This is a genomic window from Microbulbifer maximicatervae (SeqCode), assembly GCF_052467325.1.
This window is the reverse complement of sequence record NZ_CP174310.1, coordinates 4,355,001-4,375,352: the sequence shown is the minus strand read 5'-3', so window position 1 is coordinate 4,375,352 and position 20,352 is coordinate 4,355,001. Positions and strand designations below refer to the sequence as shown.

The following is a 20,352-nucleotide window of genomic DNA, read 5'->3' as shown; positions in this document are numbered from 1 at the left end:
CTTCGGTACGGGTTCGGATTTACTCGTGCTCAAGCTCGAAGTTCATACCGAGAGAGCGGATTTCCTTAACCAGTACGTTGAAGGATTCCGGCATGCCCGGCTCCATGCGGTGGTCGGAGTCCACGATGTTCTTGTACATCTTGGTACGGCCTTCCACGTCATCGGATTTAACCGTAAGCATTTCCTGCAGGGTATATGCTGCGCCGTAAGCTTCCAGCGCCCACACTTCCATCTCCCCGAAACGCTGACCACCGAACTGGGCTTTACCGCCCAGCGGCTGCTGGGTTACCAGGCTGTAGGAACCGGTAGAACGCGCGTGCATTTTGTCGTCTACCAAGTGGTTCAGCTTCAGCATGTACATGTAGCCCACAGTTACCGGACGCTCGAAAGCATCGCCGGTGCGGCCGTCGTGCAGGGTGATCTGACCGGAGTCCGGGATATCGGCAAGACGCAGCAGCTGCTTGATCTCACTTTCATCGGCACCGTCAAATACCGGGGTCGCCATAGGTACACCGCGACGCAGGTTTTGCGCCATGGTCATGACTTCCTCATCGGAGAACTCGTCGAGTTCTTCCTTGCGTCCGCCAGTGGAGTTGTAGACCTCTTCCAGGAATCCGCGCACCTTGGCGATTTCCTGCTGCTCCTTGATCATCTTGTCGACTTTAACGCCGAGGCCTTTAGCGGCCATGCCCAAGTGCATTTCCAGAACCTGACCAACGTTCATCCGCGAGGGAACGCCCAGCGGGTTCAGGACGATATCTACCGGCTCACCGTTTTGGTCATAAGGCATGTCCTCAACGGGCTTGATTACGGAGATAACACCTTTGTTACCGTGACGACCGGCCATCTTGTCGCCCGGCTGGATGCGGCGTTTGATCGCCAGGTAAACCTTAACGATTTTCAGCACGCCCGGAGCCAGATCATCGCCGGACTCCAGTTTCTTCTTCTTGTCTTCGAAGGCTTCGTCGAGCAGCTTGCGACGCTCTTTCAGCTGAGCTTCCGCTTTTTCCAGCTGATCGTTCAGGCTGTCGTCTTCCATACGCAGCTTGAACCAGTCTTCGCGCGGCAGAGCGGCGAGGACTTCAGCGGTCATCTCATCGCCCTTCTTAACGCCCTTACCACCGGCGGCCTTTTGGCCCAGCAGAGCCTGTTGCAGACGCTCGAAGGTCGCACCTTCTACAATGCGATATTCCTCGTTCAGATCCTTGCGGACCTCGTCCAGCTGTGACTTCTCGATATCGAGGGAGCGCTGGTCTTTCTGCAGGCCGTCGCGGGTAAATACCTGAACGTCGATCACGGTACCGCGAGTGCCACTGGGCGCACGCAGGGAAGTGTCCTTAACGTCGGAAGCTTTCTCCCCGAAGATTGCGCGCAGCAGTTTTTCTTCTGGAGTCAGCTGGGCTTCGCCCTTCGGAGTGACCTTACCTACCAGGATATCGCCAGCGCCTACTTCTGCACCGATGTATACGATGCCGGACTCGTCCAGCTTATTCAGGGCAGATTCGCCCACATTGGGGATATCCGCAGTAATTTCCTCACTGCCCAGCTTGGTATCGCGGGCAATACAGGTCAGCTCCTGAATGTGGATGGTGGTGAAGCGGTCTTCCTGTACAACGCGCTCACTGATGAGGATGGAGTCCTCAAAGTTGTAACCATTCCAGGGCATAAATGCGATGCGCATATTCTGGCCCAGAGCCAGCTCACCCAGGTCTACAGAGGGACCATCGGCGAGGATATCGCCACGGACTACACGATCACCGGTATTAACGATCGGGCGCTGGTTGATACAGGTATTCTGGTTGGAGCGGATGTATTTGGTCAGGTTGTAGATATCCACACCTGCATCACCAGCTTCCACCTCAGCGTCGGCCACGCGAACAACCACACGGCTGGAATCAACGCGCTCAATAATGCCGCCGCGCTTGGCAACCACACACACGCCGGAGTCGCGCGCTACAGTGCGCTCCATACCGGTGCCCACCAACGGCTTTTCAGCGCGCAGGGTCGGTACCGCCTGACGTTGCATGTTCGATCCCATCAATGCACGGTTGGCGTCATCGTGCTCGAGGAATGGAATCATCGCCGCAGCTACGGAAACCACCTGCTTGGCGGAAACATCCATATACTGGATTTCGCCCGGTGCTTTCAGGGTAAATTCGCCCTGGTGACGCACGCTGATCAGGTCATCAACAAAGTTGCCGTTGTCATCTACTTCCGCAGACGCCTGGGCAATAATGAAGTTGGCTTCATTGATCGCGGACAGGTACGCAATTTCATCAGTTACCTTGCCATCGACCACTTTGCGGTAGGCGCTCTCGAGGAAACCGTAATGGTTGGCGCGGGCGTAAGTGGCCAGGGAGTTAATCAGACCGATGTTCGGTCCTTCCGGCGTCTCAATCGGACATACGCGGCCGTAGTGAGTCGGGTGCACGTCGCGCACCTCAAAGCCAGCGCGCTCACGGGTCAAACCACCCGGGCCGAGGGCGGAAACACGACGCTTGTGAGTCACTTCCGACAGCGGGTTGTTCTGGTCCATAAACTGGGACAGCTGCGAGGAACCGAAGAATTCCTTCACGGCAGCGGCAACCGGCTTGGCATTGATCAGGTCCTGAGGCATCAGGCCTTCGGACTCCGCCATGGACAGACGCTCTTTAACAGCGCGCTCTACACGTACCAGGCCAACGCGGAACTGGTTTTCAGCCATTTCGCCTACGGAACGCACGCGACGGTTACCCAGGTGATCGATATCGTCGACCATGCCCTGACCGTTGCGGATATCGATCAGAGTCTTCAGAACTTCGACGATATCTTCTTTGCTCAGAGTGCCGGGGCCAGTTTCGTCTTCGCGACCCAGGCGTCGGTTGAACTTCATGCGGCCAACAGCGGACAGGTCGTAACGCTCGTCGGTAAAGAACAAGTTCTCGAACAGCGCTTCTGCGGACTCCTTGGTGGGCGGTTCGCCCGGGCGCATCATACGGTAGATCTCTACCAGCGCTTCCAACACAGTGCGAGAAGGCTCTGCACGCAGGGTGTCGGAGATAAACGGACCGCGATCCAGGTCGTTGGTGTACAGGGTTTGGAAACTCTTAACGTTCAGTACACGCAGCTTGGCGATTACTTCATCAGTAATCTCGGTGTTACAGTCGATCGCGATCTCACCGGTGGACTCATCGATGATGTCGTTCGCCAGTACACGGCCAAACAGGTACTCGAGCGGTGCTTCCAGCTTTTCTACGCCGGCCTTTTCCAACTGACGGATATGACGCGGGGTAATACGGCGACCCTCTTCGACAATCACCTTGCCCTGGCCGTCTTTGATGTCAAAAGAAGCAACATCACCGCGCAGGCGAGACGGAATCAGCTCCAGGCTGACACGGTCTTCCAACAGCTCAAAGGTGCTGGTCTCGAAGAACATTTCCAGCATTTCCTGGGAGGTGTAACCCAAGGCACGCAGCAGAATAGTCGCTGGCAATTTACGGCGACGATCGATACGCACAAACACCAGGTCTTTCGGATCGAACTCGAAGTCCAGCCATGAGCCACGGTAGGGGATGACACGCGCGGCGTACAACAGCTTACCGGAAGAGTGAGTCTTGCCTTTGTCGTGATCGAAGAATACACCCGGGGAACGGTGCAGCTGGGATACGATAACGCGCTCGGTACCATTGATTACGAAGGTACCGTTGTCGGTCATGAGCGGAATCTCGCCCATGTAAACTTCCTGCTCTTTAATGTCCTTAATGGACTTATTCGCAGATTCTTTATCGTAAATAATCAGACGCACGCGCACGCGCAGCGGACATGCATAGGTAACGCCGCGCAGGGTACATTCCTTAACGTCAAAAGCGGGCTTACCCAGCGTATAACTTACGTACTCCAGGGCGGCATTGCCGGAATAGCTGACAATCGGAAATACAGATTTAAACGCCGCTTGCAGGCCAACGTCCATACGGTCGTCGGGGCGCTTGTCGGCCTGTGTAAAGTTGCGATAAGAATCGAGCTGTATCGCAAGCAGAAAGGGCACATCCATGACCTTAGGCAGTTTGCCAAAATCCTTGCGGATACGTTTTTTCTCAGTATATGAGTAAGCCATTCAAATTCCCCAGCTTGATCAGTGACAAGACTTCGTGGGACTCCAGTCCAGAGCCCCTCCGGGCGAGAAGCCTCTGGTCAATGCAACTTGCCTGCACTGGCCAGAAACCTCTCCGCTTGCTTTTGGGTAGCGCTACTGCGCTATGGTTAAATGAGGTTTGCCACGGTTTTTAAATCCCGCCGGCACCGGTAAAAACCTCAGTACCGCAAACGGCAAAAAGGCCGGCGGACAAAAGTCCACCAGCCTTACCGCTACCCGCCGCTTTACGCGACAGCTAGCGGGAGACGCAAGAACCGAATTACTTCAGTTCTACAACTGCGCCAGCTTCTTCCAGCTCTTTCTTAGCTGCTTCAGCTTCGTCTTTGCTTACGCCTTCTTTCAGCGGGCTCGGAGCGCCGTCTACCAGACCTTTAGCTTCTTTCAAGCCCAGGCCAGTGATGCCGCGAACAACTTTGATCACGTTCACTTTCTTGTCGCCTGGGGAAGTCAGGATTACGTCGAAAGAGTCTTTCTCTTCAGCGGCAGCTTCGCCACCAGCTGGGCCAGCTACAACTGCTGCAGCAGCAGTTACGCCGAATTTCTCTTCCATTGCTTCGATCAGCTCAACAACATCCTTAACGGACATTTCGGCAACAGCATTGATGATATCTTCTTTAGTCAGAGACATGATTCAGTACCTGAATTGGTTTGAGCAGTAGCTGCTCGTATTTCGTTTTGAAACTGCGATTCGCTCTAGCGAAAAAATTACGCAGCTTCCTGCTCTTTTTGGTCGCGAACGGCCGCAATAGTGCGAACCAGCTTGCCAGCAGATGCTTCTTTCAACACGCTCATCAGCTTGGCGATCGCCTCGTCGTAAGTCGGCAGGCTTGCCAACAATGCGACGTCGGTGATCGCGCCTTCGAAGGCAGCACCTTTCAGTTCCAGCTTGTCATTGCCTTTAGCGAACTGGCTCAGGATGCGCGCGCCGGCACCTGGGTGTTCGTTAGAGAATGCAATGATGCTAGGACCTACGAATTTGTCAGTCAGACATTCGTATTCGGTACCTGCCAGAGCGCGACGCGCCAGAGTGTTGCGGACGACTTTCAACCAAACGCCGTTCTCGCGAGCCTCTTTGCGCAGAGTGGTCATGTCATTCACGGTTACGCCGCGGGAATCCGCAACAACCGCAGACAGAGCACCTTCAGCAGCTTGCTGGACATCTGCGACAATCGCTTTCTTGTCTTCGAGTCCAATAGCCATAGTGTCACTCCTGGATTTGAAAAAAACCGGACTTAAACGTCCGATCCGTTCCGGTGCATAAAGCTCAAATCCAGTAAAAATACTGGTTTGGGCGACACCGTCTGCGTAGGCTCGAACCTCGCAATGGCCAACCTGGCCGAAGTTCGGATTAAGCCAGGCACGTTAAACCTCAACGCACCTGACACCTACGGTCTTTGACGGCCCACCTTGTGCCGAAGCATTCAGGTGGACCCCAAAGTTCGATTTACTGAGAGGTGATCACACCCCGCAGTGATATTTAGATGTTCAGGGAAGACTGATCGATAACCAGACCCGGGCCCATAGTGGTGCTCAGGGTGATCTTCTTCAGATATACACCTTTTGCAGAAGCCGGCTTGGCTTTCTTCAGGTCGGCAACCAGAGCTTCCAGGTTCTCTTTCAGAGAGTTCGCATCGAAAGCAACTTTACCGATACCACCGTGGATAATGCCGCCCTTGTCAGCGCGGAAACGCACCTGACCCGCTTTGGCATTCTTAACCGCAGTAGCAACGTCTGGAGTTACGGTGCCAGTCTTCGGGTTCGGCATCAGGCCGCGCGGGCCGAGGATTTGACCCAGCTGACCTACAACGCGCATCGCATCGGGAGAAGCGATAACTACGTCGAAGTCCATTTTGCCTGCTTTAACGTCGGCAGCCAGCTCGTCCATACCGATCAGGTCAGCGCCCGCTTCTTTAGCGGCATCAGCGTTTGCACCCTGGGTGAAAACAGCTACGCGAACTTCTTTACCGGTACCGTGCGGCAGAGTAGTTGCACCGCGAACAGCCTGGTCGGATTTACGTGGGTCGATGCCCAGGTTTACAGAAGCGTCTACAGTTTCTGCAAACTTAACGTTGGACAGCTCTTTCAGCAGGGCTACGGCTTCTTCGATACCGTAAGCCTTACCAGCTTCAACCTTCTCAGCGATTACGCGCTGACGCTTGCTCAATTTAGCCACTTAGAGACCCTCCACTTCGATACCGGCGCTGCGAGCGGAACCGGCGATAGTGCGCACGGCCGCGTCCAAGTCGGATGCAGTCAGGTCTGCTTTCTTCATTTCTACGATCTCTTCCAGCTGAGCGCGGGTTACTTTACCCACTTTCTCAGTGTTCGGACGACCGGAACCGCTCTTGATCTTGGCAGCCTTGCGCAGCAGTACAGCGGCGGGCGGCGACTTCATAATGAAGGTGAAGGAGCGGTCGTTGTATACAGAGATTACAACTGGAACTGGCAGACCTGGCTCGAGGCTCTGGGTCTGGGCGTTGAACGCCTTACAGAATTCCATGATGTTCACACCGTGCTGACCCAGTGCGGGACCAACGGGCGGACTCGGGTTGGCCTGACCGGCCTTAACTTGCAGCTTGATATAAGCTTCTACTTTCTTAGCCATTACAGCTCTCCTCTAGTTGGGTATTAACGCCCGCCACTCAGCCATAAGGTTTAAGGGCAAGCTCCCCGAACCCCGAAATGAAAACTCATTTTTCGGGGACGCGAAAACCCCCTTCCACCTCGCGGCGAAAGGGGGCAAAAAATTTATACTGGAATCAGGTCTTCTCTACCTGACTGAACTCCAGTTCAACCGGGGTGGAACGTCCGAAGATCAACACAGCCACTCGCAAGCGACTCTTCTCGTAGTTAACCTCTTCAACCACACCGTTGAAATCATTAAACGGACCGTCGATAACTCGAACCATTTCACCGGGCTCAAACAGAGTCTTGGGCTTGGGCTTATCGGCGGAATCGTCGATGCGATTCAGGATAGCCTGCGCTTCGCGGTCAGTGATCGGGGCTGGCTTATCCGCCTTACCGCCGATAAAACCCAGTACTCGGGGAGTTTCTTTCACCAAGTGCCAGGTATCGTCATTCAATTCCATTTCTACCAGGACATAGCCCGGGAAAAACTTGCGCTCACTCTTACGCTTTTGCCCTGCGCGCATTTCAACCACTTCTTCCGTGGGAACCAGGACTTCACCAAACAGGTGGTCCATTTCGTTCAGCTCAATGCGCTCTTTCAGGGAGCTGGCGACACGCTTCTCATAGCCCGAGTAAGCCTGGACCACATACCAATTCTTTGACATGTATCAACCTTTAGCCGATAAATTTGGAAGCCGCCCAACCCAGAGCCGAATCAAGCGCCCACAAGATAAGCGCCATAATCAACACGAAAACAACCACAATCGCTGTGGTCTGGGTTGCTTCTTGGCGGGTCGGCCAAACCACACGCCTGACTTCAGTTTGCGCTTCGCGCAACAGTTGCCACAACGCATTGCCTTTGGCGGTATTTACAGCCACAACCAGAGCTACCAGACAGATGGCAGTTACTGCCAACACTCGGTAAAACAAAGGGAATTCGGCGTAATATGAATTGCCTGCAACAGCACCGCCCACCAGCAGCACTATTAACAACCACTTCAGACCGTCAAGACGAAAGGTTTTCGCTTCTGTTTTAGCATTCATATAAGAAGCCCTTAGCGCACTATAGATAATCTTTTAGCGCTCATAAACACAAAAGCCCCACTGACAAGTAGGGTTTTGCGACACCCCTAAGCTTATCTAAGCGGAGTGATTAAAAATGGCAGGCCAGGAGGGACTCGAACCCCCAACACCCGGTTTTGGAGACCGGTGCTCTACCAATTGAACTACTGGCCTGTACAGTGTGAGCACTTTCGCACTCAAAGATGAGAGAGCCACAGGAACTCTCCCACCTGGTGCACCACATAGGATATTGTGATGCAGAAATCAAAGATTACTCAATGATCTTAGCAACAACGCCCGCACCTACGGTACGACCACCTTCGCGGATAGCGAAGCGCAGGCCGTCTTCCATGGCGATCGGAGCGATCAGGGTAACAACCATTTGAATGTTGTCGCCCGGCATTACCATTTCAGTACCTTCCGGCAGCTCTACCGCACCAGTTACGTCGGTAGTACGGAAGTAGAACTGAGGACGGTAGCCTTTGAAGAACGGGGTGTGACGACCACCTTCGTCCTTGGACAGTACATACACTTCCGCTTCGAACTTGGTGTGCGGAGTGATGGAGCCCGGCTTAGCCAGTACCTGACCACGCTCTACTTCGTCACGCTTAGTGCCGCGCAGCAGTGCGCCGATGTTCTCACCAGCACGACCTTCGTCGAGCAGCTTGCGGAACATTTCAACACCAGTACAGGTAGTAGTGGTGGTTTCTTTGATACCAACGATTTCGATCTCGTCGCCAGTGTTGATCACACCGCGCTCTACACGACCAGTTACAACAGTACCACGGCCAGAGATAGAGAATACGTCTTCGATCGGCATCAGGAACGGCTGATCTACAGCGCGCTCTGGCTCAGGGATGTACTCGTCCAGAGTCTCTACCAGCTTCTTAACAGCGGTAGTACCCATTTCGTTGTCGTCTTCGCCGTTCAGGGCCATCAGAGCAGAACCAACGATGATCGGAGTGTCGTCACCTGGGAACTCGTACTGATCCAGAAGTTCGCGAACTTCCATTTCTACCAGCTCGAGCAGCTCTTCGTCGTCTACCATGTCCGCCTTGTTCAGGAATACAACGATGTAAGGTACACCTACCTGACGGGAAAGCAGGATGTGCTCACGAGTCTGCGGCATGGGGCCGTCAGCTGCGGAACATACCAGGATAGCGCCGTCCATCTGAGCAGCACCGGTGATCATGTTCTTAACGTAGTCGGCGTGTCCCGGGCAATCTACGTGAGCGTAGTGGCGAGTCGGGGACTCGTACTCAACGTGAGAAGTAGCGATGGTGATACCGCGCTCACGCTCTTCCGGTGCATTGTCGATACCGTCGAAAGCAACAGCGTCACCGCCCCAAACTTCCGCACATACGCGGGTCAGAGCAGCGGTCAGGGTGGTTTTACCGTGGTCAACGTGACCGATGGTGCCCACGTTCACGTGGGGCTTGGAACGTTCAAACTTTTCTTTTGCCATTGCAGCCTCCTATATATAGGCGAGCCGATAACGGCACCACCCACGTCCAGAACATGCACATCCGACCCGGAAAATCCGACCCCGGACACAAACAACCGCAAGAGCTTTCACTCTTGCGGTCATATAAAATGGAGCTCATGGGCGGATTTGAACCGCCGACCTCACCCTTACCAAGGGTGTGCTCTACCCCTGAGCTACATGAGCTAAAATCTTGCCGATAACGGCATCTTAAAATGTTGCACCCTGGAGAGCATTCCAACCAACCCCAAAACTTGGAGCGGGCAGCGGGGATCGAACCCGCATCATCAGCTTGGAAGGCTGAGGTTCTACCATTGAACTATGCCCGCTTTCGGGACCTCCATGCGAAACCCTTCGATTTCGCGCAACACCCTAAGGTGTAATATGGTGCAGGGGGGTGGATTCGAACCACCGAAGCTTTCGCGTCAGATTTACAGTCTGATCCCTTTGGCCACTCGGGAACCCCTGCTCAAAGCGGTGTGCATTGTCTACACATCTCGCTGCGCTGTCAACAATTTTTCTTTAAATTTCACATACTTAGCAGCGAAACCTAATTTTGACAGCAACGGGATGAAAATGGAGCTGGCGAGAGGAGTCGAACCCCCGACCGGCTGATTACAAGTCAGCTGCTCTACCAACTGAGCTACGCCAGCCCTATCCCGTTCATTGCCGAAGTTGTTAAGCCACCCTCGTCAATGGAGGCGGGATTCTATGGGAACTTATCTCGACACGCAACACCCTTTTTGCAGATAAATCATATTTTTTATGTCGCCTATTCCAACTTGTTGAAAAAAACAGCGATTCGAGACGCCACCTGATGATTTTCTGATAAATCTGCTTTTTTGTTAGCCAAGTACTTCAGAACAAAGATTTGGGCGCCGATCCAGATCCGGGTATTCACTTTGCAGTTGTCGCCAAAATTCTTCTGCAAGACTTTCTGTGCTGCCAGGGGGCATAACTATCCACCGCTCCATATAGGTTTGCGGCTCCTCCTTGAACTGCGCGGTAACCCCCCTCTCCTTCAAAACGGCGGTATGGGACTCAGCTCGAGTACGCTCACTGAAAATCCCAAATGAAATGCCATTTTCCAATGCGCCCTTAGGAATGACATAGCTGTCGATCCCCTGAGACTGTAGTTCACGCAAGCGGTTGTAGGCCTCCCGCCTCGAACTCAGTGGCGGCAGATATACCCAGTAGCGCATCTGCCCCTGCATTTCTATATCACGCAGTTCGGCCTTAACCTGAAGGGACCGGATTCGCTGCAAGAGATCCTCGCCCTGGTACTCCTCCGCGAAAGGCCCCAACAGCGTACAAAGCTGCTCAACCTCAAAGGACTCCTTACTCAATGCGCCGGTCTTCTCTGGAGCAGGCAGCTCTTCAGGGGATATTTCGCTAACGAGGGTAATTTTCTTTCCCTCCGACTCGTGAGGGATCGGGCTCTTGCCGCTACTTAACTGCGGAGACGGCGCCACCAACATATACCAAGTAAAAAGCACAGTGTTCAGGGCGACTAAAGAAAGGGCTATCCAGCGCATAACAGAGTAAATTTTTATGGATTACTAAGGGCCAACCCATCCATCACCAGATCGGGAACCAGGCGATGTTCGTGCTGGTAAACTGCGGAGAGCAACTGCGCATCCCCACCGGTTAACCACAATAAAGGGGGGGAACCGGAGTGGACCTGCAATTCTTCCATTGCTCGATCAACCGCACCCAACACCATCAGCAAGAGGCCACGGTTTATCGCCTCATTGGTATTGCGTCCCGCGCCCAATGTTTTTGTCAGGGCCAGTGCCTCACGACTCTTTGCTGCATGAGTATCGACACTGAGAACGCGATTCATCAATCCGAAGCCGGGAACGATATATCCCCCAATGTGGCGCCCGCTATTGTCCAGCAAATCTAAGGTGACCGCACTGCCGCAATCCACAATTAATGATGCTCGGCGAGATTGCTGGTAGGCCGCCAACATTGCCAGCCACCGATCCACCCCCAGGGCGGAGTGGTCTTCATACCCGCAGATAACGCCGGCACATTGGGGCGCTACTGCCGAGAATTCAGCCTCCAGTGTGAACAGGTCTCGGGCCACCTGACTCAAGAATTCAGCAACAACGGGACCGGCAACATTCACTACCCGAAAACGGTAGGGGGTTAAGTCTGCCCAACCCTCAGGCAAAATCTGCTGGCGCAACTGCCCAGTTTCGATATCACCACGGGCAATTACCTCGCCTTCGACCAGGTAGCGCCACTTACCCCGTGTATTGCCGACATCCAGCTCTAGAATCACACCTGCCCCCGCAACGAGATTTCCCCCCCATGAAATGACTTTTGCCCTTTATCAGTGTCGAGTAACAAGGCTCCTTTTTCATCGACACCGGCCGCAACACCTTCCCAGCTCAAATTACCTGACCGCAATTGAACCGGCTGCCCGGCAAACTGGTCTAGGGTTGACCACGATTCCCGGTAAGCGGCGAAGCCCCCTTCCGGGTAAGTTTCCAACATCGGTAACAGCTCGCTGAGAATCGCCGCAGTTAATTCACTGCGGCCAATACCCGGACGGACTTGCTGGAGATCTGCCCATGGTTGATCAATCTCCTCAGCTGTCTTTGCATTGAGACCATTATTCAACCCGATACCGATAACCACGGAACAGCGGTCGGTTAAATCCCCTTTTAGCTCAAGTAATACACCGGCCAATTTACGGCCCTGGCACCACACATCATTTGGCCACTTCAGGCGCACACCCGGTACAGAAAAGCGCTCGAGCGCTTTTGCCACAGCAACACCGACGGCGAGACTCAACCCCTCCAGGCTTTGTACACCGCCATTAAACTCCCAGCCCACTGAGAGGCTGATACTTGTGGCATATGGGCTGACCCAATTGCGACCACGGCGACCCCGACCGGCACTTTGCCGCTCGGCGAGAATCGCTACAGCATGCCCCTTACCTTCTTCAAAACGCTCCAATAACAGCGAGTTCGTTGAGCTCAACTCATCAAAAACCCGCAACTCGCGCAGTAGCGCTCGGACTGAACCATCCAGCTGAGCGGTAACAGTCTGCGCAGATAGCAAGTCGAGACCTCCCGGCAAGCGATAACCTCGCCCCTTAGCAGACTCAAGCGTCAGACCGTAGCTCTCGAGCTTTTGTAGTTGTTTCCAAACAGCGGCTCGGCTGACACCAAGCGCATTCCCGAGGGATTCTCCCGAGTGTATTTCCCCATCCGCCAGCAGCTCCAGCACCGGGCGAAGCTGTTCTAATGGTGTTTTTGCGGCGACGTCCTGCAATTTGTTCAACCTTTTACATAATGGCGGCCATAGCGATGCCCGAGGCTCGTCAGGACTTCATAACCGATAGTCCCGGCATACCCAGCGACCTCATCCACCGTAAGCTGGTCATTGAGAATCTCGATTGACCGAAGGGAGCCCCGCTCCTCTTCACTGAGCCCCGAAATATCGAAAGTGGTAGAGTCCATTGATATACGCCCGACAATTGGTAGAGGGCGGCCGTGCCCCCATCCGCGCCCCCGCCCTCCTTGGGCTCGTATAATGCCATCGGCATATCCACCCCGAGCTACCGCAAGCCAACTATCTCCGGGAACTTCCTGGGTCGCACCATACCCCACAGACCGGGACTGACTGACATAGCGCTTTTGGACAATTGGCAAGCCCAAAGTCACCGTTGGACGCATCGGGTTTTCAGCCTCAGGGACAGGGTTAAGGCCGTATAGTGCGGAGCCCGGTCGGGCAATATCAAAGTGATAATCCTCACCCAAAAAGATGCCGGATGAGTTCGCAAGGCTGAGCTGAATATCCGGGCACAGTTCCCGCATGCGATCGCCCGCGGTCTTAAACTCGCTCAACTGAAGCTTATTATGCGGATGCTGGGGCTGATCTGCACAGGCAAGGTGACTGAAGAACATCCGAACATCGGCGGACTCCAAGAGAGGGCGGTCCTTGAGCAGCAATTCGAACTCATCCGGGGTCAATCCCAGCCGAGTCATGCCGGTATCAATTTTTACGGCGCAAGGGGCCTCCAACTGAGCTTTCTCGCAGATTTCAACCCAGCTCTTCAATTGATCCAGAGTAAACAATGTGGGGATCAAACCCGCGCGAGCGCACTCTAGTTCAGCGCCGGGCCTGACACCGGTAAAAATGACTATATTCACATCGTTGCCGAGGTCACTGCGCAAGCGCTCCCCCTCGACTTGGGTGGCCACAAAGAAATCGCGGCATCCCTGAGCGTATAGCGCTGGTGCAACATGAGCCATTCCCAAGCCGTAAGCATCCGCTTTAACCACAGCACCGCACCGGGTGCCGGCTTTCAAGCGATTAGCCAGATCCTGATAGTTATCTGCTATAGACCTCAGGTTGATACTTAATAACCCTTCACGAAAGTCACTCATACCGGTACAACTCTCTAAATCAGTAAGCTAGGTAGCTCCGAGCAGACTCTCTCGCTGCAGCGCTCGGGCACCGCCTAATATACACCCAACAACCAATAAAAGGCTGACTAGTGAGCCAGCAATCATCAGTGATATGGAGACCGTATCCCCAACCAGTAGAGCCTTAAACCACTGCTGTTGCGCGACCAGCGGGACCAACTGCCAGGCAGGCTCCTCTAGCTCTATGGATGACATATCCAATATTAACAACATAGTGACAGGTAAAATCTGCAATATACTCAATTGAGTTTGGGCATCTTTGAATGACTGGGAACGCAGCGCTAACAATATTTGCAGTACGGCAACCAATAGAGCCAGTGGGAGCAGGGCTAGCGCCATAGCAACCGTGCCACTCAGCGTAGTTGCATGTTGTATCCCCATTTCAGCCAAAGGCAAAAATGGAAAAACAGCCATTAGCGAAACTAACGCAAGAATTGAAGATAACCAACTGATACTGGCTACAGCGAGCACCTTGGCCAGGACCACCTGCCAGGCCGCCAGAGGTTGCTGCAATAATACTTCAAAACTCATTCTCTCCCGCTCACCGGCAGAGGCATCAATGGACGAGGACAAGCAACCTATAAACAGCGTCATTATCAAGAGTGTCGGTATTGAACCAACAATCCAGGCACTGCGGGTAGACGGGGTACTGACATCCCTGACCTGGACTTGCCAGGGTGCCATTGTTTTTAGTGGGACTCCCCTAGCGACCATTCTTTGTTGAACAATGAGCTGTTGTAGCTCACCCAGCTTTTGTTGAACATGACTCGCGCCTTGCCCGCTGAAACGATCGGAGCTATCAACATACAAATAAATCTTGGGGCTGCGGAAATTGCGATAATCGGTAGAAAAACCTTCGTCAATTTTCACAACTGCATCGTAACCTTCATCAAGTAAAGCTATCGGGCTCCCTTCTGACAGGCTATCCAGTTCCACCCGCCCTTTGCTCAGCTGCTGCTCCAATACTGGTAAATCCTGACCGCCTAACAATGCTAGCTGAAAAGTCCTCTCCCCTTGGGACTTAAACATAAACAGAGTCATCGATGCGATCATTCCGGGAAATGAAATGGCAAACAGCAAAGATAAATACAGTGCTCGCCGGTCACGCCAAACCTCTAATAACTCCTTCTTCAGAAGAGCAGACATGGCGGGAGTAAATAAAAGGTTTAAAAATTTCATGCCATCACCTCCCCTTTAACCCCGTAAGCCAGAGTGACGAAACTATCTTCCAGGTTTTTACAGCCTGTGCGTTCTACAAGCTCATCCGGGGTACCACTATCGACAATAGCACCGTTAGCCATCACCAATACCCTATCTGACAACTCAGTAACTTCAGCCATAATATGGCTGGAAAATAAAATGGCTACGCCCTCAGAGCGCAACCGCAGAAGTGTTTTCCGCAGCAGTCTCGCTGCAAGGACATCAAGCCCGCGCGTCGGTTCATCAAGTATCAAATGCGTAGGCCGGTGGACTAGTGCCCGCGCCAGCGACACTTTCATTCTCTCCCCCTGGGAAAAGCCTTTTGTCCGACGTTGCCACAAATCTTCTAATTCCAGCTCTTCTCGAACAGAATTCAATGCGCGCTTAAGCTCTGCCCCAAATAATCCCTGCGCACTGGCGAAAAATGATAAGTACTCCGCTACAGTAAGTCGTTCATACAAGCCTTCACGATCGCCGACAACGCCCAATTGCCGCTTTATTTCTAATGGATTTTCGGCCACATTAAGCCCACTAACAAATACTGTACCTTCATCCGGTTTTACCAACCCCGTTATAATTCTCAGGCAAGTAGTTTTACCGGCTCCATTGGCCCCCAGCAAAGCGGTTATTTGGCCATCAGGTATATTGAAATTCAGGTCTTTGAGTACTTTCTTTCCAGAGAATTGCTTGTGAATAGATTTAACAGCAATCATTTGTTATCCCCTTGGCTCGATAGCAACTCACTCGATACCGCTTTATCAATTTCAGGTCCAAAAGCACCCGCCATAAAAGGTGGTCTTTGAATATCCGCAATACAGTCACTATCTAAAGAAGCAAGTGGAGATTTTAGAAAATCATCTATTAGCTTTGGTATACAACCGCGCATACTATTGATATGTCCACCACCTGGAACCACTACCTGTTTTAATTCTGAAAGATACCCCAAGCTTTGTTCCGCATAATAATGTGGGGTAATAGGGTCAGCCTCCCCGGAAATAATTAACACAGGATGATTTCTTTCTTCCGGGACTTCGTAAGTGATAGGAGATACGGGCCACACCTTGCAACCCTCAGCAAAAATCTCAAAAAAAGCATCACCTAAAAAGCTATCGCGAATATCTGCAGCCAGCTCTTCCTCTGTAGTGCGATTTAATTCTTCAGCGCAAGCAACTGATAAGGTGAGCCCCATAGACATACTTCCATCATCAGATAAAAGTCCAACCAACCCCGATAGCGGTAAATAATTACCCTCCTCAGCCTGGCTAATAGCGTATGGTAACTGCGCTGCCATTTCAGGTGCGTAGAGCGCGGTCCTTATCAGGTTTTGTATGAAGCTACGGGGAACACTTGTTTCCATTGTGCGACCAGAGTGGGGGTCCGGGAAGTTCGATGCTCTTCCATCCCAGTCCCTAAGCAAGCTATCCAGGTCAGATCTCCAATCGCCAAATTCGGAGCACACCGGATCCTGACTGCAGTCTTTCTCCAATTTTAGCAGCGCCTTTTCAGCAGCTTGCGCAGTAAGAAAAACTTTTGAATCAATCGGGGCTACGGCATCCAGGATCAGGACACTTAAACTTTCGGGATACCATTGCTGGTAAAGAAGCGCGGTGCGAGTTCCCCAAGAACCTCCCCACAAAGCAATTTTTTTATGTCTCAACTGAAGGCGCACTTCCTCCAGATCATCAACCGCTTGACGGCTATGCAGTGTTTTAGCAAAGGAGGAGTTTTCAAGGTAGCAAGTTGAGAATTGATCGGTGACCGCCTCCAGATCCATATGGACTTCTCCGTCGATCCCACAGTCAAATGCAGCCGAGTAACCCGAACCGCGCCTATCGACAAGTACGATCGCCCTACTCTGATTGACTTTATATAAGGCATTTAGAATCGGGGTCAGATAACTCGCTGCCTGACCGGGGCCACCGGCCAGTAAATAAAGTGGCTCCAGTCCAATGTCATTAACTGCTGGGGCTATCATTACCGCTAGATCTACTGCCGCTTCTCCTTCACCAACCGGTATCTTTGTACAGTGCAGAGCATGGCTCCAGCCGTCCAGGTAGCAGGACTCGAAGTTATTTTCTTCTCTGTCTTCTGCAACTGCTGGAGATAGCCATATAAACAAGCTAACCGCGAAGATCGCAAACCTCTGTATCCAAACCACTGCCAACCCCCTATCCAACAAATTTATCCCAACCAGTGTATCGAACTGCTCCTAAGGTGTCGTCATCCAGCAAAAGGCAGATAATTGCATTTGCATTAGCGCCCACCCCTGCACAGTGGTATGGTTTCGTATTTAGTTGCCCATGATTGCACCCATGAGCTTTTCAGACCGAGAAAAACACCTAATCCGAGCCGCCTTTGCCTGGGGCCAAATCACACAACAGGAAGGCTATACACTTTCTGATCTTGAAATTGAAAAATCGGTTCTCTTCCGACGATTACTTGGCGGCCGGCCGCCATTGGCATTCCCGCCACCATTGCGTCACGGATTTCCCTGGTATGACGTTATTGAAGGGCGTAGCGAACACTTAGTGAGTGCATCCGAAGCCTCACCTGAATGCAGCATCATTGCACCGGGCTGTAAGCTCGGGGATACCTGCATTCTTATTGACGGTGCCTTTTGGCGCGTAGTCGAAACTGTTCGCGAGCACGAAGAATATATCGTTGAATGGGGCCAATACCCAATGCAGTGGCGCTTGAAAAAGCATTGGGAAGTAAACTATGAAATGACACAACAGCTTCATAGTTTTCGTAAAGATAACCCCAATGCCGAAGTGAGCTTTGACAACTATTTAAGCCAAAGGGAGTACCGGGAATTTCGCATTGACGATGATCAGACGGTATGGCTCTGTGAATGGCAATTAAGCCGCACCAGCCTCTCTGGATGGGTTTGGGTTGGGACAATACTACCTGTTCCCGATTATCAGCTCGTTCCAGTGTTCGACGATGATCACGGCCCGGTTATTCTCGGCAAGGATAGTAATTCCAATGGGCAGGCCTGGCTGCGTATTGAAGAGGCCACAGATGAATACCGCTTCGTTAAACTACTGGGAACCTACGACTACCAGTCGCTAATTACTGCGAGTACCACTGAGCTGAAGACCTTTTTACAAGATCTACAGCAAGAAGAGTCAGCAGACATTGAAGTATTGGATTGGCACCAGAACAATGCCACACGACGCTTTGCTCTCCCTGCCGAGCTGGTTCCACTGGAAGACCTCAGTTTGAATGATATGAACTTTGATCTCGTTCCAGATAACGCCTTTGCCTATTAGCTCGCCCAAGCCCCACCTGGTGGGGCTTTTTTTATCCCCAAACTTTTCTTCTCTCGCATACTGGCGTACCAATCAGCCGCAGTAATCCACAGATTTATCGCTCATAACACTGTTAATAACTGATGTCCGTTTTATGGCGTCTTTGTTACCAACAGAAACCATGGATAGAGTTGTGTATAACTCCGGGATATCCCCTGCCAGCCCCGTGGTTGCTTGGCTCTATTGAAGACGGGTAAAAAAGCAGCACTTTTTGCGTGGATTTCCACAGCCAGCGGTTACTAACAGAAAGTCTGGATAGAGTTGTGCATAACTTTAATAAACGGGCTACAGGCCCCGTGGTTACAGGGGGTTACTGCAGAGACTAAAAAATCACCGATATTTTTACCGGCTAAATTTAATTTTTGGCGGGAGTGGCATGGGTACTTTTCTGGTTTTTACGCGAGTTATTTTTGTTGGATTATTTTTTGAGTGAACGCAAAGGCGTTTGCTACGGAGGTCGGTAAAGACCTATTTTTATAGGCTTTTTAGGAGAGCGTCTGTTTAAGGTGCTCAGGTAGTTTTAGGTTTTTCTTTTTTTTAATTACTGACTGATTTTTTAAATAGAAAGTTGAGCATTAAAGTTTTTCAGAATTACTTTTATTTTTTCTATTTAATTTTTGCCAAGTACTTTCTGCTCTCTCTTCCCTTTCTTAGTTTTTTTATTTTTGTTTTTTTAAAATATTTTTTCAGCCATAAAAAAAAAGGGCCACCCTGTTGGGTGGCCCTTTTCGGATTAGAAGCCTGACGATGACCTACTCTCACATGGGGAAGCCCCACACTACCATCGGCGATGTTGCGTTTCACTTCTGAGTTCGGCAAGGGATCAGGTGGTTCCACAACTCTATTGTCGTCAGGCAAACTGGCTTGGGTTGGCGTTGGTCTTATAAGCAAAGTGCTTGGCCTGCCGCGTTATCGCTGTTTGCCTCGGTCATATTATTGACCGGCGATAACCCCAAATAAGTCGGTAAAATAATCTGTAGTAATACACCGCAAGCGATCATTGTGTGTCTTTCATTCCACAATCCGCTAGCTTAGCTAGTCGTTAGTAACCATCTCTGTTGTATGGTCAAGCCGCACGGGCAATTAGTACTGGTTAGCTCAACGCCTCACAACGCTTCCACACCCAGCCTATCAACGTGGTAGTCTTCCACGGCCCTTCAGGAGGCTCAAGGCCTCAGGGAGATCTTATCTTGAAGGAGGCTTCCCGCTTAGATGCTTTCAGCGGTTATCCCGTCCGAACATAGCTACCCGGCAATGCCACTGGCGTGACAACCGGAACACCAGAGGTTCGTTCACTCCGGTCCTCTCGTACTAGGAGCAACTCTTCTCAAATCTCCAACGCCCACGGCAGATAGGGACCGAACTGTCTCACGACGTTCTAAACCCAGCTCGCGTACCACTTTAAATGGCGAACAGCCATACCCTTGGGACCGGCTTCAGCCCCAGGATGTGATGAGCCGACATCGAGGTGCCAAACACCGCCGTCGATGTGAACTCTTGGGCGGTATCAGCCTGTTATCCCCGGAGTACCTTTTATCCGTTGAGCGATGGCCCTTCCATACAGAACCACCGGATCACTATGACCTACTTTCGTACCTGCTCGACATGTCTGTCTCGCAGTCAAGCGCACTTATACCATTATGCTCATTGCATGATTTCCGACCATGCTGAGTGCACCTTCGTACTCCTCCGTTACTCTTTGGGAGGAGACCGCCCCAGTCAAACTACCCACCATACACTGTCCTCGATCCGGATAACGGACCAGAGTTAGAACCTCAAACATACCAGGGTGGTATTTCAAGGACGGCTCCACAACAACTAGCGTCATTGCTTCAAAGCCTCCCACCTATCCTACACAAATAGGCTCAAAGTTCAGTGCAAAGCTGTAGTAAAGGTTCACGGGGTCTTTCCGTCTAGCCGCGGGTACACTGCATCTTAACAGCGATTTCAATTTCACTGAGTCTCTGGTGGAGACAGCGTGGCCATCGTTACGCCATTCGTGCAGGTCGGAACTTACCCGACAAGGAATTTCGCTACCTTAGGACCGTTATAGTTACGGCCGCCGTTTACCGGGGCTTCGATCAAGAGCTTCGC

16 protein-coding genes, 5 tRNA genes and 2 rRNA genes (1 of these 23 cut by a window edge) are annotated in these 20,352 nt (G+C 52.1%); 1 reads left to right on the top strand and 22 read right to left on the bottom strand.

Going from position 1 to position 20,352, the window contains the following annotated elements:
* Positions 1–19: 19 nt before the first annotated feature.
* The 20 genes from rpoB to ACJJIE_RS19435 form a co-directional block, all read right to left on the bottom strand.
* Positions 20–4,093 carry a DNA-directed RNA polymerase subunit beta gene (gene rpoB, locus ACJJIE_RS19530; RefSeq protein WP_444892716.1) on the bottom strand — a complete coding sequence of 1,358 codons (4,074 nt, stop codon included), beginning with the start codon at positions 4,091–4,093 and terminating at the stop codon, positions 20–22.
* Between the two features lie 298 nt (positions 4,094–4,391).
* A complete protein-coding gene (gene rplL / locus ACJJIE_RS19525; RefSeq protein ID WP_282934403.1) occupies positions 4,392–4,760 on the bottom strand; it encodes a 50S ribosomal protein L7/L12 in 369 nt (122 codons plus the stop codon).
* A gap of 77 nt (positions 4,761–4,837) precedes the next feature.
* A complete protein-coding gene (rplJ, locus tag ACJJIE_RS19520) occupies positions 4,838–5,332 on the bottom strand; it encodes a 50S ribosomal protein L10 (RefSeq protein ID WP_282934404.1) in 495 nt (164 codons plus the stop codon).
* 277 nt (positions 5,333–5,609) lie between these two features.
* Positions 5,610–6,305: a 50S ribosomal protein L1 gene (gene rplA / locus ACJJIE_RS19515; RefSeq protein WP_108731646.1), complete on the bottom strand. Its 696-nt coding sequence runs from the start codon at positions 6,303–6,305 to the stop codon at positions 5,610–5,612.
* The gene (gene rplK, locus ACJJIE_RS19510; RefSeq protein ID WP_108731645.1) at positions 6,306–6,737 is read right to left on the bottom strand and encodes a 50S ribosomal protein L11; all 432 of its coding nucleotides are present in this window, start codon (positions 6,735–6,737) and stop codon (positions 6,306–6,308) included.
* Positions 6,738–6,891: 154 nt separating this feature from the next.
* A complete protein-coding gene (gene nusG / locus ACJJIE_RS19505; protein WP_108731644.1) occupies positions 6,892–7,425 on the bottom strand; it encodes a transcription termination/antitermination protein NusG in 534 nt (177 codons plus the stop codon).
* Positions 7,426–7,435: 10 nt separating this feature from the next.
* Positions 7,436–7,804 (bottom strand): preprotein translocase subunit SecE, encoded by a 369-nt coding sequence (gene secE, locus ACJJIE_RS19500; protein WP_108731643.1) that lies wholly within the window; start codon positions 7,802–7,804, stop codon positions 7,436–7,438.
* Positions 7,805–7,920: 116 nt separating this feature from the next.
* Positions 7,921–7,996 (bottom strand) — tRNA-Trp (locus ACJJIE_RS19495).
* 97 nt (positions 7,997–8,093) lie between these two features.
* Positions 8,094–9,287 carry an elongation factor Tu gene (tuf, locus tag ACJJIE_RS19490; RefSeq protein WP_108731642.1) on the bottom strand — a complete coding sequence of 398 codons (1,194 nt, stop codon included), beginning with the start codon at positions 9,285–9,287 and terminating at the stop codon, positions 8,094–8,096.
* 129 nt (positions 9,288–9,416) lie between these two features.
* Positions 9,417–9,491: transfer RNA gene (locus ACJJIE_RS19485), tRNA-Thr, on the bottom strand.
* A 69-nt stretch (positions 9,492–9,560) separates the two neighbouring features.
* A tRNA-Gly gene (locus tag ACJJIE_RS19480) sits at positions 9,561–9,634 on the bottom strand.
* A gap of 56 nt (positions 9,635–9,690) precedes the next feature.
* Positions 9,691–9,774 (bottom strand) — tRNA-Tyr (locus ACJJIE_RS19475).
* 108 nt (positions 9,775–9,882) lie between these two features.
* Positions 9,883–9,958, bottom strand: a tRNA-Thr gene (locus ACJJIE_RS19470).
* Between the two features lie 192 nt (positions 9,959–10,150).
* Positions 10,151–10,840 (bottom strand): SPOR domain-containing protein, encoded by a 690-nt coding sequence (locus ACJJIE_RS19465; RefSeq protein WP_444892715.1) that lies wholly within the window; start codon positions 10,838–10,840, stop codon positions 10,151–10,153.
* Positions 10,841–10,854: 14 nt separating this feature from the next.
* A complete protein-coding gene (locus ACJJIE_RS19460) occupies positions 10,855–11,592 on the bottom strand; it encodes a type III pantothenate kinase (RefSeq protein ID WP_444892714.1) in 738 nt (245 codons plus the stop codon).
* Positions 11,589–12,590: a bifunctional biotin--[acetyl-CoA-carboxylase] ligase/biotin operon repressor BirA gene (gene birA, locus ACJJIE_RS19455; RefSeq protein ID WP_444892713.1), complete on the bottom strand. Its 1,002-nt coding sequence runs from the start codon at positions 12,588–12,590 to the stop codon at positions 11,589–11,591. Before birA ends, ACJJIE_RS19460 begins: the two co-directional genes overlap by 4 nt.
* 5 nt (positions 12,591–12,595) lie before the next feature.
* Complete coding sequence (gene alr / locus ACJJIE_RS19450) at positions 12,596–13,708, bottom strand: alanine racemase (protein WP_444892712.1); 1,113 nt, start codon at positions 13,706–13,708, stop codon at positions 12,596–12,598.
* Positions 13,709–13,735: 27 nt separating this feature from the next.
* Entirely contained in the window at positions 13,736–14,926 is a 1,191-nt protein-coding gene (locus ACJJIE_RS19445) for an ABC transporter permease (RefSeq protein WP_444892711.1), read from the bottom strand.
* Complete coding sequence (locus ACJJIE_RS19440) at positions 14,923–15,660, bottom strand: ABC transporter ATP-binding protein (protein ID WP_444892710.1); 738 nt, start codon at positions 15,658–15,660, stop codon at positions 14,923–14,925. Before ACJJIE_RS19440 ends, ACJJIE_RS19445 begins: the two co-directional genes overlap by 4 nt.
* Complete coding sequence (locus ACJJIE_RS19435) at positions 15,657–17,105, bottom strand: alpha/beta fold hydrolase (protein ID WP_413664276.1); 1,449 nt, start codon at positions 17,103–17,105, stop codon at positions 15,657–15,659. The genes ACJJIE_RS19440 and ACJJIE_RS19435 overlap by 4 nt, the downstream gene beginning before the upstream one ends.
* A gap of 154 nt (positions 17,106–17,259) precedes the next feature.
* Between ACJJIE_RS19435 and ACJJIE_RS19430 the strand changes: the two genes are divergently transcribed.
* A complete protein-coding gene (locus ACJJIE_RS19430; protein ID WP_413664275.1) occupies positions 17,260–18,219 on the top strand; it encodes a hypothetical protein in 960 nt (319 codons plus the stop codon).
* Between the two features lie 778 nt (positions 18,220–18,997).
* On the opposite strand, the gene rrf is transcribed toward ACJJIE_RS19430, so the two are convergent.
* Both rrf and ACJJIE_RS19420 read right to left on the bottom strand, forming a co-directional pair.
* A 5S ribosomal RNA gene (rrf, locus tag ACJJIE_RS19425) occupies positions 18,998–19,113 on the bottom strand.
* 207 nt (positions 19,114–19,320) lie between these two features.
* Positions 19,321–20,352 (bottom strand): 23S ribosomal RNA (locus ACJJIE_RS19420) (it continues 1,850 nt past the right edge of the window).